Below are 14,676 nucleotides of genomic sequence, written 5' to 3'. Positions count from 1 at the left end.
GCCGGCCACCTCCGCGGCCGGCTGCGCCGACACGGTCTATGCGGGAATGACCCAGGCACAGCGCGTCGGCCAGCTGTTCATGGGGGGTGTCAACGCCACCAGCCCGAACAGCACCGACCTGCGAACGCTGCGCACCTACCACGTCGGGTCCGTCATGCTCACCGGGCGCAGCTCCGCCGGGACCACGGCGACGAGGAAGGTGGTCGACGCGATCCGCACACAGGCCGACACGGTCGGCGGGCGCCGGGTCGGGCTGCTGGTCTCCACCGACCAGGAGGGCGGCCAGGTCCAGGTGCTCAGCGGCCCCGGCTTCTCGGTCATGCCCAACGCCCTGACCCAGGGCTCGTGGAGCACGACGACCCTGCGCAGCCGCGCCGAGACCTGGGCGCTGCAGCTCAAGGCGGCCGGCCTGGACCTCAATCTCGCCCCGGTCGCCGATGTGGTGCCGGCGAGCCTCGGTACCCGCAACGCCCCCATCGGCCACTTCTACCGCGAGTACGGGCATACCCCCGCCGTCGTGACCTCGCACACCGGCGCCTTCGCCGCGGGCTTCCGCACGGCCGGAGTGATGACCACCTTCAAGCACTTCCCCGGACTGGGCCAGGTGATCGGCAACACCGACACCACCGCCAACGTCGTCGACTCGGTGACCACCACGTCCAGTTCGAGCCTCCAGCCGTTCCAGAGCGGGATCAAGGCGGGCGCGCCCTTCGTGATGATCTCGTCGGCGAAGTACACCAAGATCGACTCGAAGCATCTGGCCGCGTTCTCGCCGACCGTCATCAACTCGCTGCTGCGTACCAAGTTCGGCTTCAAGGGCGTCGTCATCTCCGACGACCTCGGCCAGGCGGTCGCGGTACGCGCCTACACTCCGGCCCAGCGGGCGGTGCAGTTCATCGGCGCCGGCGGCGACATGGTCCTGACGGTCAAGGCGTCGACCGTGCCGGCGATGGTGCAGGGAGTGCAGGCCCAGATGGCGAAGGACGCCTCCTTCCGCGCCAAGGTCGCCGCCTCCGTGCACCGCATCCTCACGGCCAAGGCAGCGGCCGGCCGCCTCACTTGCAGCTGAGCCACGGCGTCGGGACCGCCCGTCGGGGCCCTCGGTACCATGCCAGCTGTGATGAGTGGGGCGGTCCGGTTGCGGGTGCCGGTGGGCGAGGACGCGGAGCGGTGGATCACCCGGACGGGCTGCCGACGTGTCCTGTTCGTCGTACACAACGTGACGTCGGCGACGCGTCTGCTGGACGTACTCCCGCTGTTCCACGGCGACTTCCGGGTGCAGTTGTTCGCCACCTGCACAGGGTCCTCCCCCTTTCTGGCGGGAGTGCCCGAGTTGCTGGCCGCGGCGGAACTGCCGGTCCTCCCCTGGGAACAGGCCAAGGACACGGAGTTCGATCTGGTGATCGCCGCGAGCTACGGCGGTGAACTGTCATCCATACAAGGCAAGTTGGCCGTTCTGTCGCATGGCGTTGGATACAATAAGAGGCTGGCGACACCGGACACCGGACACCGGACACCGGACACCGGACACCGGACACCAGCCCCAGGCGCCGGTCTTCGGCCTCTCGCCGCAGTGGCTTCTGGAGGACGGGCGTCCGCTCGCGACCGCCACCGTCCTCTCGCACCCCGAACAGCTGGCGCGGCTGCGCTCGGCCTGCCCGGAGGCGGTGCCCACCGCCGTACTCGCGGGGGACCCCTGTTACGACCGCATCCTCGCCGCCCTCCCCGAACGCGCCCGCTTCCGGCGGGCCCTGGGCGTGGGACCCGGTCAGCGGCTGATCCTCGTCAGCTCGACCTGGGCACGGCGCTCGCTGTTCGGCGGAGCCGGAGACACGGAGGCGGCTGATCTGCTGCCCTGGCTGCTGTCCCGTCTGACAGCGGAACTGCCCGCCGACGAGTACCGGACGGTCGCGGTCCTGCATCCGAACATCTGGCACGGCCACGGCCCGGGTCAGGTCCGGGCCTGGCTCGGCAACGCAGAGCAGGCCGGCCTGGATGCCATTCCTCCCCTCGACGGCTGGAGGCAGGCCCTGATCGCCGCCGACTGCGTCCTCGGCGACCACTCCAGCGTCAGCTACTACGCGGCGTCCATAGGCACACCCGTCCTGCTCGGGGCGTTCCCCGAAGAGGACCTCGACCCGCTCTCGCCGGTGGCCGCGCTGGGCCGCACCGCTCCCCGCCTGTCCCGCCGGCGTGGTCTGCGCGCCCAGCTCGACCAGGTGATCGCCACGCACGACGCCACCCGGTACAAGGAGCTGGCGGAGCAGACGAGTTCGGCTCCCGAGGAATCTGCCGTTCTGCTGCGTCGTCTGTTCTACGACCTCATGGGGATGCCGGAGCCGGGGCATCCGGCGCTGCTCGACCCGCTGCCGCTGCCGCCCTGTCGGCCCGCTCGCCGTACCGCGCCGGTCCGTGTGCTGGTCGGCGGGATCGGTGCCGATCCGCCGGAGGTCACCCTCAGCCGGTACGCCACCGTCGGCGGCGAGCCCGATCCGTCGGAAGAGGCGGCCGTGACGGCCGAATCCGCGCACACGCTGGTGGACGAGGAGACCCGGGACCGCGGCCGGCTGCGCATCGCCGACATCGTGGTGCGGCGCGCCCCCGCCGACGACCCGCGGCTGGGCCCGCCCGCCGCCTGGACGGCGGAGGCACTCGGCCGTTACCCCTACTGCGGGCTGGCCGCCTATGTCGACGGGCCGGACCGGTGTCTCGTACGGACCCGCGAGGGGGACCTCCTACGGCTGTCCGCGGCCGCCGGCCCCGACGGCCGCCCCGACCTGTGCGACCCCGCCGTCTACGCCTCGGCGCTCTACGCGTGGCTCGCCAGCGGCCGCGACCTGGCCCGGGTCATGCCCGCGATCACGGTGCGCACCGGTTCCGCGACACACCTGGTCACCGTCGGGACACCGGTTCCGGCCGGCTCATGAGCCGGCGCCCCGGGTCTCCGCGTCGGCCAGCCGCGACCGCACTCTGTCCAGGCCGAGCCGGTCGCCGTGTTCCTCGTAGCACGCGGCGGCGGCCCTGAGGTCCTCGGCCTCTTCCGCCCCGTGCCCCAGGCGGCGATGGCACTGGGACCGCACGTCGAGGGCGTCGGCGAGCTGCAGCCCGGCGCCCGCCTCGGTCATGGCCTTGACGGCCTCGTCCAGGCACACGCGCGCCTGCTCGGCATCTCCCGCGTCCAGGTGGGCGTCGCCCAGACTCATGTAGACGCGCGCGGCGTTGTAGGGGTCGCCGCCGCCCGGCAGGCGGCGGAAGCGCGCGAGGGCGTCGTTCAGCCGGGCGACGGCGGCGTCGAAGCGCCGCTGCCTGGTCAGGGCGCGGCCGATGTGGTGTTCCAGCAGGGCCGTGGCACGCGGCAGGTCCTCCCGGCCGTCCTCGCCCGGACCGATACGGCGCAGGATCTCCTGGGCCTCCTCGAAGCACCGCTGGGCCGCGGGGAACTCCCACCGTTTGAGATGGAGCAGCCCGAGCACCTCGACGGCGGTGGCCTCGCCCCGGTGGTGCCCGCAGTCCCGGTCCGCCGCCCGGGCGTTCGCCAGCGCGGCGGCGGCATCGTCCGCCCGTCCCTCCCCCATGTAGCCGAAGGCGAGCTGGGTCCACATACGGCCCACGGCACGCGGGTCGCCGAATTCCTCCTCGACGCTGCGGCGGGCGGCGTCGACGCCGAGCAGGTGCGTGTCGATCCACTGCGCGTGGAAGCCGAGCATCAGGTGCAGGCCCCACATGGCCTCGCACAACTGCCAGACGAGGTCGTAAAGTTCGTAGTGTGCGGCGGCCCGGATGACGGCCGCGAGGTTCTCCCGTTCACGCCGCAGTTCCGCCAGTGCGCGCCTGCCGTCCGCCGGGTCGCGGTGTTCCGGAAGGGCAAGGCCCCGGTATGCGGGGCCGAGCCGCCATCTCAGCGGCATCACCCTGAAGTCCGCACCCGCCGCGAAACGCACCTGTGCGACCGCGACCCGGCGGACCGCGGCCGCCAGGCGGCCGTGACCGTCCTCGGCGGCCGCGAGTCCGCGGGCGTGCGCCCGGGTCACGTCGTGGAACCGGTAGCGTTCCTCCGCGACCTCCTCCAGCAGGTGCGCCCCGGCCAGCTGCTCCAGCAGCGTCCGTGCCTCGTCGGCGCCGATCCCCGCGGCATGGGCAGCGATCGGGGCGGTCACGGTCGGCCAGGGCCACACCGCGATCGCCCGGTACAACGCGGCGCTCTCGGGGGTGAGTTCGCGGTACGCGACGTCATGGACGAGACGGACGGGGTCGCCTGCGGCGTCGGGAGTCGGTTCGTCCGTGGCGGTGCCTTCCCGGTCCCCGCCGCCGTGGTTCCGCGCGGACAGCTGCTCTGCGACACGCTCCCAGGTCAGGTGCTCCCGTAAGGCCAGGCCCGCACCGGTGGTGCACACGGCGAGCGGGATGCCACCCGTGCCCTCCGCGACGGCCCGGACGAGGTCGTCCGGCGCGGGCGGCCGGTCGCTGCCGGCGACCCGCCTGATCAGGGTGACGGAGTCCTCCGTCGACAGCGGCCCGAGCGCGAACGGCCGGGCTCCGTGACCGGCGACCAGACGCCCGAGCCGGTGCCTGCTCGTCACCAGGACCAGAGACTCCGGCGAGGCCGGCAGCAGGGGGATCACCTGCGCGTCGTCATGGGCGTTGTCCAGTACGACGATCAGGCGCCGGTCGGCCGTGCAGTCGCGGTACAGGTCCCGCTGCCGCGCCTCGTCCCCCGGCACCATGGCGGGCGGCACGCCGAGCCGCTCCAGGAATCGGGCGAGCACGTCGGAGGGCGGGAGGGCCGTGGCGGCCGACGCACCCTCCAGGTCGGCGAACAGGGCACCGCCGGGAAACCGCTCGAGCAGTTCGATCGCGTTCCGGACGGCGGTGGCGGTCTTGCCGATGCCGCCCGGGCCGGTGAGCACGGCGATCGCGGGCGCGCCCGGTGCACGGTCCCCGCCGTCCAACAGCTCCGTGATCCACGCGAGCACGTCCTCGCGGTCGGTGAAGGTCGCCGTACCCGGTGGGAGCATCTGCGGCCGGGAGGCGCCGGGTGCCACGGCGGGCACGCTGCGCGGCGCCAGCCAGGCGGATTCCCGGACCCATTCCGTCACCTCGCGGGAGAACTCCGGCGAGGTACGGGCGTACTCCAGCAGGCGTGAGGCGGCGGCCGCCTGCTGGTCCGCGGTGACCGGGAGGGAAGGCTCGGCCGAATCGCCGCCGACGGCCCCGGTGCCCGTCCCGGCGTGCCCGGTCCGGCCCCTGCTGAGCAGGTCGTAGAGCCGCTCGGAGGTTCGTCTGCCTGCTTCGCCGCCTGCCCCTGACAGGGCGCCGGAGGCGACCGTGCTGACAGCCGAGAGCACCATTCCCACCAACGGTTCCACCCAGGACTCCCCCAACTCGCCGTTCCCGCAATGGTATCGATGCGGCCCGACGAGTCGCAGGGACAACGGCCGCCCGGAGGCCGCTGCAGCGCCGGTGTCTCTCAGGCCGCCTCGTGGCCGGAGGTGTCCCGGTGGGAGACGGCCAGGTAGCCGACGAAGCAGGCGATGGCGGCCGTCCAGGCGAGGGTCACCGGTGCCAGGCCCAGGCCGAGCCCGCCCCGGGTGTGGCCGAGCGCCATCCAGTCGGCGAGCGAGGCGCCGAGGGGACGGGTGATGACGTAGGCCGTCCAGAAGGCGGGTACGGCCTTCAGGGCACCGCCGCGGTGGGCGATCGCGGGGACGCAGATGGCGACGGCGAAGAGGACCACCGAGCCGAGGTAGCCGAGGCCGGCGGTCGCGGTCAGGTCGCCGGCGGCGGTGCCGAGGGCGAACGTGGCGAGGACGGCCGCCCAGTAGAAGACCTCCCGGCGGCGGGTGCGGATGCCGTGGATGGACAGGGTCCGCTCCACGGCGTACCAGAGGGCGAAGACCGCGGTCAGCACGATGACGAAGAACGGGGTGGACAGCGTGTAGGGCACGCCGAGACCGACGTGCAGGACGTCGGCCGCCATCGTGCCGAACACGCTGACCATGACGACGGCGGTCCAGTACACCCAGGCGATGTACCGGCGGACGGCGAACTGCACGGCCAGGGAGGCCACCAGGGCGAGGCCCCCGAGACCGACGGCAGGGATCGGGCCGAGGACCCGGGCCAGCAGGTCCGACGCGGTCTCGCCCATCCCGGTGGTGAGCACCTTGATGATCCAGAAGTAGGCGGTCACTTCCGGCACCTTGTTCGCCATGGTGCGCAGGGGAACGCGGGAGCGGTCGTCGAGGAGGTGCTCTGTGGTCATGATCGGCACGATGACACGCTGGGCTCCCGGCACCACAGATGTCTTTGCCAAGGCTTTGGCCCCTCTGGTGCATGAGTTTCTGGTTCGCCCGCCCAACCTGAACGCAACCTGACTGCCTCGACGAAGCCCCTGGTCAGGATGTTGACCGGGTGATACGGAGGCGCGTTCGCGTGCCGCGCGGTCGGGAGACTTCCACTACATTGCGTGGCGGCCCGCTCGCGGCGAAATGTTCCGTCGGCCACCCCGAGGCGACGAGGGCACGAACGGGCCCGGCGATCGTCTAGAGTCTCCCGCAGTGTCTACAATGATGTAGTCGCCCAGGTGTCCACGTGAAGCCGTCCGCCGGAAAGGGCCCCGTTCATGACCACTCCGCTCCTCGCGACGTCACAGCTGGCCGTGAACGTGCTCGACGCCCATTCGCTGCTGGCGACCTTCGGCGTGCTCGGCGTCGGGGCGGTGATGTTCGCCGAGACGGGACTGCTGGTCGGGTTCTTCCTCCCGGGCGACTCCCTGCTGTTCACCGCCGGCCTGCTGTGCACCGGCTCGGCGCAGGGAAGTCTGCACCTGTCCCTGGGCCCCCTGCTCGTGGCGGCGGCCGTGGGTGCGCTGGCCGGGGCGCAGTTCGGATACCTGCTCGGCCGGAAGGCCGGCGGAGCACTCCTCTCACGCAGCCGCTCCCCTCGTCTGCACGAAGGAGTGAAGCGCGCCGAGGAGTTCCTCGAGCGGTACGGCCACGCGAAGGCCATCGTGCTGGCCCGCTTCGTGCCGGTGGTGCGGACGGTGCTCAATCCGATGGCGGGTGCGCTGGAGGTGCCGGTACGGACGTTCACCCAGTGGCAGGTCGTCGGCGGACTCGTGTGGAGTGTCGGCCTCACTCTCGCGGGATACGCGCTGGGCTCGTCGATCCCGAATGTCGACCGGTATCTGCTGCCGCTGGTGGCCCTGATCGTGCTCGTGTCGCTGATCCCCGTTCTCGCCGAGGTGTACCGGGGGAGGCGGGCCGCCGGGTCCGAGGAGGGACGCGGGTGACCGTCCTGGCCAGGGCCGTCCGGCCCGGCGTCGCCACCGGGTACCGCGTCCCGCCGGCGGGCCCCGCCCGCGTCCGTCCCGTCGTACGCACCGGTTCACCGGCGTCTTCGGTGGCCGGACGGCCACGACCGGGCGGCTCGGCCCGTGCCGGTGGACGAAGGCCCGGGCCGCCGCCCGCCTCGTCCGTCCCGTACTCGGGCCGTACGGCCGCGGCTCCTACGGAGGACCATGCGTCACAAGATCCTGGTCGTTGAGGACGATCACGCCCTGCGTGACGTGCTGCGCCGCGGGCTGGCCGACGAGGGGTTCGAGCCCGTGCCCGCCGCCGACGGTGCCACCGCCCTGCGGCTGACCACCCACGCCATCGGCGCGGTCGTCCTGGACGTCGGACTGCCGGACGCGGACGGGCGGGACGTGTGCCAGGCGATGCGCGCCAACGGCTTCGCGGCCCCGATCATCTTCCTGACGGCCCGCCACCACCTCACCGACCGGCTGTCCGGGTTCTCCGCGGGGGCCGACGACTACCTTCCCAAGCCGTTCCACCTCGCGGAACTCGTCGCGCGGCTGCGGGCGACGCTCAAACGGGCCGCCCCTGCGACGGTGTCCACGGCCGGAGACCTGGTCCTGGACGCGACCCGGCACAGCGCGAGCGTCGGCGAGGCCCAGGTCGAGCTGTCCCCGACGGAGTTCCGTCTGCTGGCCACCCTGGTGGCCGCGGGAGGCGGCATCGTGAGCCGCCGCGACCTGGTCAGGGCCGCCTGGCCGGACGGCGCCCAGGTCAGCGACAACACACTGGACCAGTACCTGAGCCGGCTGCGCCGCAAGCTCCGCGAGGCGGGCAGCGGCCTGAGCCTGGGGACGGCGCGCGGGATCGGCCACCGGCTGTCATGAAAGGTTTCCTGCGGCACCTGGCCCCCCGCACGCTGCGCGGCCGGCTCTCGCTCGTGGCACTGACCACCGCGGCCCTTCTGATGACCGTCCTGACCGTGGCGTTCAACACCGTGCTGGACCGGCATCTGCAGCAAGAGGCCGACGCGGAGCTGCGCAGCCGCGCGGACGCCGTCGCCACCACCGTGGACACCAGCGGCCCGCGGGTACGGGTCCTGGAGACCGTCAACGACCGGCTCCTCGACGCCAACGTCTGGATCTACACGGGGACACGTCTGCTGGAGAAACCCCCGTCCACCGCTGCCGACAGCACGCTGACCGAGGCAGCCGCGCGGCTCGCCGTACGGGGAGACGGCGTCTGCACGACCGTGGCGGCCGGGAATCCCCGGTCCGTCCGTCTGTGCGCCCGTTCCATGGCCGGAAGCCGCAGCACGGCGACGGTCGTCACCGCCCTGGACCTCGCCCCGTACCGCAACTCGGCGGCCGCCGTGCTGCTGGGCTCCCTGGTCCTGGACTCCGTCATGCTCGCGTGCACCTACGCGCTGACCCGCCTCGCCGTCGGGCGGGCGCTGCGTCCGGTGCGCACCATGACCGACCAGGCCACCGAGTGGAGCGCAGTGGGCTCCGACCAACGCTTCGGCGCGGCCCACCACCCGGCCGAACTCGCGCGCCTGGGCACCTCGTTGGACTCGCTCCTTGACCGTATCCGGACCGTACTGCGGCATGAGCGGCAGCTGACCGGGGAGCTTTCCCACGAACTGCGTACCCCGCTCACCCGGATCATCATCGAGCTGGACTGGTGGCGGGCCCGGCCGCGCTCCGGCGCCGAGACCCGCGCCACGCACGAGGTGATCGCCGAGGCCGCCCAGGCCATGCGCACCATCTGCGACACCCTGCTGGACGACGCCCGCAAGGAAGCGCACACCGCCGCCACGGCCCCCGGCGCCACGGCCGTCGTACCGGTCCTGTGCCGGCTGGTCGACCGCCTCGGGACGCCGGAGCGGGTGAAGGCGGTCGTCGACGCGACGGTTCCGGAGCTGGCGGCGGGCGTCCGGCCGGCCCTGCTGGAACGGATCGTCAGCCCGCTCCTGACGAACGCGGTCCGGTACGCGCGCTCCACGGTGACCGTGTCCGCGCGACCGGTGCCCGGCGGTGTGCGGATCAGCGTCACCGACGACGGTCCCGGCGTACCGGAGGCGTTCGTGGGCGACCTCTTCCAGCCCGGTCGCCGGGCCGATCCCGAGGACGGGCACGACGGCGCGGGCCTCGGACTGCCGCTCGCCAGACGCCTGGCCCGGGCCGTCGGTGGCGAGGTGTCCCACGATCCCGCCTACACCTCCGGGGCCCGCTTCCTGACCGACCTGCCCGCCGGGTGAACCGCCGCGGGGCCGCCGGACCGCCCTCGCGCCTCCGGGCCCTGAGAACGGGCGGGTGCGGACCTGGGCGACGAGGCCCCCTGCTGTCGCTACGCCCTCGGCACCGGCTCCCCGCGCCCTTCCCAGGGCCGGGCCAGCCCCACCAGCGCCAGCCCCGCCGCCGCCAGCGCGCTCAGCATGATGAGCGCCATCGGCCGGGAGCTGTCCTCCCCGAACACGCCCACCAGCGGTGCGGCCAGGGCCCCGAACAGGAACTGGAAGCCGCCCAGGAGCGCGGACGCCGCGCCCGGAGCCGTGCGGCCGACCGCCTGGCCGATGCTCATGGCGCTCGGGAAGACCAGGCCGATACCACCGGCGGTCACGAACAGGGTGGTCCAGGTGCCCGCGAGGGTCTCGCCCACGGTCACCACCAGCAGAACCTGCGCCAGCGCGCCCAGCAGGGCGATCCCGACTCCGGCCGAGAGCAGGGTGTTCAGGCGGGTGCCGCGCCCGGCGAGGCGGGCGAAGGAGGCCCCGGCGGCCAGCATGGCGACGGCGTTGGTGGCGAAGATCAGGGAGTACGTGGTCGAGGAGACGCCGTGCAGGTTCTCGAAGACGAAGCTGGAGCCGCTGATGTAGGCGAACAGCGCGGCCGAGACGAGGGCGACCACCAGGACGTACCCCATGAAAGCGCGGCCGGCGAGCAGCGCGCCCATGGATCGGAAGGTCCCGGCGAGTCCGCCGCGGTGGCGTCGCTCCGGCGGCAGCGACTCGGGCACCGCCCGTACGACGGCGAGCAGAAGCAGCACACCGAGGACGGCCAGCACGGCGAAGACCGCCCGCCAGGTGGAGACGGCGAGGACGGCCCCGCCGAGCACCGGCGCGGCGATCGGCGCTACGCCGATCACCTGTGACAACACCGCGAAGTAGCGCGGCAGTTCGGGTCCGTGGAAGCGGTCGGTGAGGACGGCTCTGGCCAGCACCATGCCGGCCGCGCCCGCCACGCCCTGCAGGAAGCGGGCGCCGGTGAGGGCGGCGATGTCCGGGGCGGCGGCGCAGGCGACGGAGCAGAGGACGAATCCGGCCGACCCCGCCATGAGCAGCCGGCGCCGGCCGAGGCCGTCGCTGAGCGGGCCGATGACCAGCTGGCCGACGACGAGTCCGGCCAGGAACGCGGTCATCGTCAGCTGTACGGCCGAGCCGCTCGCCCCGAGCGCCTTCCCCAGCACGGGGAAACCTGGGACGTACATGTCCGTCGCGAGCGGGGCGACGGCGGTCAGCGCGCCGAGCACGGCGATGAGGGCGGTGGCCGTACGACCCGAAGGCGCAGGTCCGGCGGTGTCGGGGACGGCGTCGGCGCGGTTGCGCGAGGATGACGGAGCTACCATGGAAATAAAGGTAGCCGATAGTTCACTAGCTAACAAATATCGAGAGCGAGAAGACGAGCCGCATGCCCTCCCCCAACCCCTCCGCCCCGTCCACTCCGTCCGCCGCGGACGTCGGCGCCCAGTGGGCGGCGCACAATCCCGGCCTGGACACCTCGCCCATGGAGCTGGTCGGGCTGCTCAAGCACGCCACCGGTCTGCTCAGCCGCTCTGTCGAGCCCCTCTACGCGGGTGCCCCGCTCACCGCGCCGGAGGTCGACATGCTGATCCCCCTGCGGCACGCGACCGAGCCGTTCATCGCCCGGAGCCTCGCCGAGCGGCTGGGCCTGTCCCGCGCGGGGGTCAGCAAGACCCTCGGCCGACTGGAGCAGCGCGGTTTCATCGCCCGTACCCCCAACCCCGCCGACCGGCGCGCCGCCCTGGTCACCATCACCGAGGCCGGCGCGAAGGCGGTCGACGACCTCTTCCCCCGGCAGCTCTCCGTCGAGATCGGCCTGCTGGACGGCCTGGGCGAGGACCGCGAGTGGGTGACCAAGGCGCTGCGACGACTGGTGGCGGCGATGGAGGCCCGGCTGGGCCACGGCTGACACTCGGCCACGGGAGCCCCGGACCGCGCCGACGGCAGGCTCCGGCTTCCCGATCCGCCGAACGCCGACCCGGACGGCCCGGACGGCGACCCGGCCGGCCCGGTCGCCGTCCGGACTCCGGCAGGCGGTTCCTGCTGTAGGGGATGCTCCAATTAGAGTGGTCGCCACAGAGGCGGACCACCACCGGGGCCGCCGCGATCCCGTCCCCGAGAGGCACAGAGATGACCGGGCCGCAGACGGCACGCAGGAAGCGCGCGAACGGGGTGGAGTCGCGTCAGCGCATCCTCGACGCCACCGTGGAGATCGCCGGCGAGCGCGGCTACGACGGCACCTCCATCGCGGCGGTCAGCGCCAAGTGCGGGCTGCCCGCCAGCTCGATCTACTGGCACTTCAAGGACAAGGACGACCTGATCGCCGCCGTCATCGAGCGCAGCTTCGAATCCTGGCTCAAGGCCGTCGAAATGCCCGCCGAGGACGCGGGCACCCCGCTGGAACGGGTCACCATGATGGCCGCGAACGTGGCCAGGTCCCTCGTCGCCGCCCCGGACTTCCTGCGCCTCGGTCTGATGCTCGCGCTGGAACGCCGCCCGACCGAACCCCGCGGCCGCACGGTCTTCCTCCAGGTACGGGAGACCACCCACCAGCGCATCGCCGAGATCGTCGCATCCCTGTTCCCGACCTTGACCGAGGACGTCGTGGACACCCTGACCACCTATGCCGTCGCCGGCGCCGACGGCCTGTTCGTGCACCGGGAGGTCAAGGGCGACTCCGTCGACCTGGTCGCCCTGTTCGAACTGCACGCGCGGCTCCTCCACGACGCCGCCGCCCGGATGGCGGCCCGGGCGGAGCGCTGACGGCCGGCACGTCAGCACCCCGCGCGCAGGTCCGGGCTCAGGACGCCGCACCCTCGTGGGTGACGGTGACGACGATCTTGCCGACCTGCTCGTTGGCCGCCATGTAGCGGTGCGCCTCGACGATGTCCGCGAGGTCGAAGGTGCGGTCGACGACGGGGTCGAAGGAGCCGGAGCCGAGGCCCGCGTTGACGAACGCGACCGCGCGGCGCAGGCGCTCGGGGTCCGTGGTGATCTCGAAGAGGGTGTACGTGCTGCTGGTCAGCGCCGGGAAGGACTGGGCGTTGGGCAGCGGGGTGGGGCGCGGGTCGAGGGCGCCGTAGACCACCAGGAAGCCGCCCGGGGCGATCCCCTGGGCGAGGGTCTCCACGCCGGGTCCCGCGACGGGGTCGAAGGCCAGGCGGACGCCCTCGCCGCCGGTGATCTCCTTGATCCGGGCGGGCAGGTCCTCCTCGTCGGTGACGATGACGTGGGCCGCGCCCGCGTCCAGGAGGCGCTGCTTCTTGCCGGGGCCGCGCGTGGTGGCGATCGGGATCGCGCCGACATGGCGGGCGATCTGGATGGCGGCGAGTCCGACACTGCTGGAGGCCGCGGTGATCAGGACATGGTCCCCGGGCCGTACCTGTCCGCTCTCGGCGAGGGGTCCGTAGGCGGTGATGTAGGCCATCCACACGGCCGCCGCCCGGACGGGGTCGACCTCTGCAGGGCGGGGCACTACCGCCGAGGCCGGGACGATGACGTGGTCGCCGTAGGTGCCGTAGTCGGTCTGCAGGAACTGCGGCACGACCGCCACCGGGTCGCCCTCCGAGAGGCCGTCCACGCCCTCGCCGACCGCCTCGACCACACCGGCGGCCTCATAGCCGAGCAGGGAGGGGTAGACCGGGTCGTAGAAGTAGGCGCCCTCGCGGAACATGATCTCGGCGCGGTTCAGACCGATCGCGTCGACGCGGATCCGGACCTCCCCCGCGCCGGGCGCGCCGACCTCGACATCACGGAGGGTGAGGACCTCGGGTCCGCCGGTCCGGTCGAACTGAACGAGTCTTGCCATGGCGCATCCGTCCTAGGGGCAGGGATCGGGGAGGAGACGCGCGGGGTGGGCCCGGCGCCTTCACTCACCTTGCCCCAAGGTTCGATGGCCGTCAAATTTTGAGCACGATCGAAATAAGGTCACCGGCCGTGTCGGGCCGCGCCCGCTTCCGCCTCCACGGCCGCGGCGGCGAGCACCGCGGAGAACAGCCCCGGGAACCGCAGCTCCATCTCGTCGGTGCGCAGCGTGTTCATCTTCGTGGTCCCGACGTAGTACTGCCGGATCACGCCGGCCTCGCGCAGCACGCTGAAGTGGTGCGTGAGCGTCGAGAGCGACACGGGCGCGACGAACGTCCCGCAACTCAGGTCCTCCCCCGCGCGGGCCAGCTGCGACACCACCATCCGGCGCACCGGGTCCACCAGCGCCTCCAGCACCTGCTGGAGCGAGACCTCCGACAGCTCGGGGTGCTCCACGGTGCGGGCGGTGGTACGGGGGCGGGCCACGGTGACTCCTCGGGGCGGCTTCTGGGCGGTCAAGTCATAGTACGACCGCCATCGAAACCGCATCCGCCCCCAAAATCTTCCGCCGGGCCGCTCGGTGCCGGCAGTCGTCCGGCGTCGGCGGACAAATGCGTTGCCCCGGATCGTGACGCTCACTAAAGTCGGCCGGGTGACTGCCGGGTCGGCCTTGGGCCATGCACGAGTGAGGTTCCCGGCCTCGGCGTGATCCCGAGGCGGGCAAGAGGCCCGCCGCCATCTCCGCGTCCTCGCCCCGGCGCCCGTGTGCGGCGCCCGTCCCAGCGGATGTTCCGAGACCGGAGAGACCACACCGATGTCCCTTGACCAGCCACGCCCGCACGTGTCCGAGCTGCCGTCGGCAGCCGTCCAGCTCAACCACACCGCCGTGTACGCCAGCGACCGGCACCTCTCCGCCGGGTTCCTCGCCACGATCCTGGGCCTGGAGGTCGGCGCCCCGCTGGGGCCGTTCCTGCCCATGGACCTCGGCAACGGCGTGACGCTCGACTACTACGAGAAGCGCGACGAGCCGATCCAGTCGCAGCACTACGCCTTCCTCGTCTCCGAGGACCGGTTCGACGGCATGATCAGCCGTCTGGAGACGGCCGGGGTCACCTACTACGCCGACCCGCACCACTCCCAACCCGGCCGGACCAACGGCCTGTTCGGCGGTCGCGGCGCCTACTTCGTGGACCCCGACGGCCACAACATGGAGATCATGACGCGGCCGTACGTCCGTCCGTAGGCCCCCGGAGCCCGGCTCGTGGAGCGGGGGTGCCC

General features: G+C 72.6%; 13 protein-coding genes. 8 read left to right on the top strand and 5 right to left on the bottom strand.

What is annotated here, in order from left to right; genetic code table 11:
• A partial coding sequence (locus tag ACFWPS_RS52750; RefSeq protein ID WP_383721422.1) for a glycoside hydrolase family 3 N-terminal domain-containing protein occupies positions 1 to 1,069 on the top strand: 1,069 nt, incomplete at its 5' end.
• A 394-nt stretch (positions 1,070 to 1,463) separates the two neighbouring features.
• Positions 1,464 to 2,927: a hypothetical protein gene (locus tag ACFWPS_RS52745; protein WP_383721419.1), complete on the top strand. Its 1,464-nt coding sequence runs from the start codon at positions 1,464 to 1,466 to the stop codon at positions 2,925 to 2,927.
• Here the strand turns inward: ACFWPS_RS52745 and ACFWPS_RS52740 are convergent.
• Both ACFWPS_RS52740 and ACFWPS_RS52735 read right to left on the bottom strand, forming a co-directional pair.
• Positions 2,922 to 5,366, bottom strand: a complete 2,445-nt coding sequence (locus tag ACFWPS_RS52740; RefSeq protein ID WP_383721417.1) for a tetratricopeptide repeat protein — start codon at positions 5,364 to 5,366, stop codon at positions 2,922 to 2,924. The two genes, ACFWPS_RS52745 and ACFWPS_RS52740, sit on opposite strands and share 6 nt — an antisense overlap.
• Positions 5,367 to 5,467: 101 nt before the next feature.
• Positions 5,468 to 6,259: a hypothetical protein gene (locus ACFWPS_RS52735; RefSeq protein ID WP_383721414.1), complete on the bottom strand. Its 792-nt coding sequence runs from the start codon at positions 6,257 to 6,259 to the stop codon at positions 5,468 to 5,470.
• A 360-nt stretch (positions 6,260 to 6,619) separates the two neighbouring features.
• On the opposite strand from ACFWPS_RS52735, the gene ACFWPS_RS52730 reads away from it, so the two are divergent.
• The 3 genes from ACFWPS_RS52730 (at position 6,620) to ACFWPS_RS52720 (ending at position 9,552) form a co-directional block, all read left to right on the top strand.
• The gene (locus ACFWPS_RS52730; RefSeq protein ID WP_383721411.1) at positions 6,620 to 7,288 is read left to right on the top strand and encodes a DedA family protein; all 669 of its coding nucleotides are present in this window, start codon (positions 6,620 to 6,622) and stop codon (positions 7,286 to 7,288) included.
• A 228-nt stretch (positions 7,289 to 7,516) separates the two neighbouring features.
• The gene (locus tag ACFWPS_RS52725; protein ID WP_383721408.1) at positions 7,517 to 8,179 is read left to right on the top strand and encodes a response regulator transcription factor; all 663 of its coding nucleotides are present in this window, start codon (positions 7,517 to 7,519) and stop codon (positions 8,177 to 8,179) included.
• Positions 8,176 to 9,552 (top strand): sensor histidine kinase, encoded by a 1,377-nt coding sequence (locus ACFWPS_RS52720; protein ID WP_383721405.1) that lies wholly within the window; start codon positions 8,176 to 8,178, stop codon positions 9,550 to 9,552. The genes ACFWPS_RS52725 and ACFWPS_RS52720 overlap by 4 nt, the downstream gene beginning before the upstream one ends.
• 89 nt (positions 9,553 to 9,641) lie before the next feature.
• On the opposite strand, the gene ACFWPS_RS52715 is transcribed toward ACFWPS_RS52720, so the two are convergent.
• Positions 9,642 to 10,919 (bottom strand): multidrug effflux MFS transporter, encoded by a 1,278-nt coding sequence (locus tag ACFWPS_RS52715; RefSeq protein WP_383721404.1) that lies wholly within the window; start codon positions 10,917 to 10,919, stop codon positions 9,642 to 9,644.
• A 62-nt stretch (positions 10,920 to 10,981) separates the two neighbouring features.
• Between ACFWPS_RS52715 and ACFWPS_RS52710 the strand changes: the two genes are divergently transcribed.
• Positions 10,982 to 11,503 (top strand): MarR family winged helix-turn-helix transcriptional regulator, encoded by a 522-nt coding sequence (locus ACFWPS_RS52710; protein ID WP_383721402.1) that lies wholly within the window; start codon positions 10,982 to 10,984, stop codon positions 11,501 to 11,503.
• Between the two features lie 221 nt (positions 11,504 to 11,724).
• The gene (locus ACFWPS_RS52705; protein ID WP_383721398.1) at positions 11,725 to 12,357 is read left to right on the top strand and encodes a TetR/AcrR family transcriptional regulator; all 633 of its coding nucleotides are present in this window, start codon (positions 11,725 to 11,727) and stop codon (positions 12,355 to 12,357) included.
• 37 nt (positions 12,358 to 12,394) lie between these two features.
• On the opposite strand, the gene ACFWPS_RS52700 is transcribed toward ACFWPS_RS52705, so the two are convergent.
• Together ACFWPS_RS52700 and ACFWPS_RS52695 are read right to left on the bottom strand one after the other, a co-directional pair.
• Positions 12,395 to 13,402, bottom strand: a complete 1,008-nt coding sequence (locus tag ACFWPS_RS52700; RefSeq protein WP_383721396.1) for a zinc-dependent alcohol dehydrogenase family protein — start codon at positions 13,400 to 13,402, stop codon at positions 12,395 to 12,397.
• A gap of 119 nt (positions 13,403 to 13,521) precedes the next feature.
• Positions 13,522 to 13,884 (bottom strand): ArsR/SmtB family transcription factor, encoded by a 363-nt coding sequence (locus ACFWPS_RS52695; RefSeq protein WP_383721394.1) that lies wholly within the window; start codon positions 13,882 to 13,884, stop codon positions 13,522 to 13,524.
• Between the two features lie 328 nt (positions 13,885 to 14,212).
• Here ACFWPS_RS52695 and ACFWPS_RS52690 point away from each other — a divergent pair, with 328 nt between their 5' ends.
• Positions 14,213 to 14,641 carry a VOC family protein gene (locus tag ACFWPS_RS52690; protein WP_383721392.1) on the top strand — a complete coding sequence of 143 codons (429 nt, stop codon included), beginning with the start codon at positions 14,213 to 14,215 and terminating at the stop codon, positions 14,639 to 14,641.
• Positions 14,642 to 14,676: the final 35 nt, after the last annotated feature.

The sequence above is a fragment of the Streptomyces sp. NPDC058457 genome (assembly GCF_042720695.1).
GTDB lineage: Bacteria > Actinomycetota > Actinomycetes > Streptomycetales > Streptomycetaceae > Streptomyces.
Note: the sequence above shows the minus strand (reverse complement) of the source record. Positions and strands in the feature narration are given on the sequence as shown.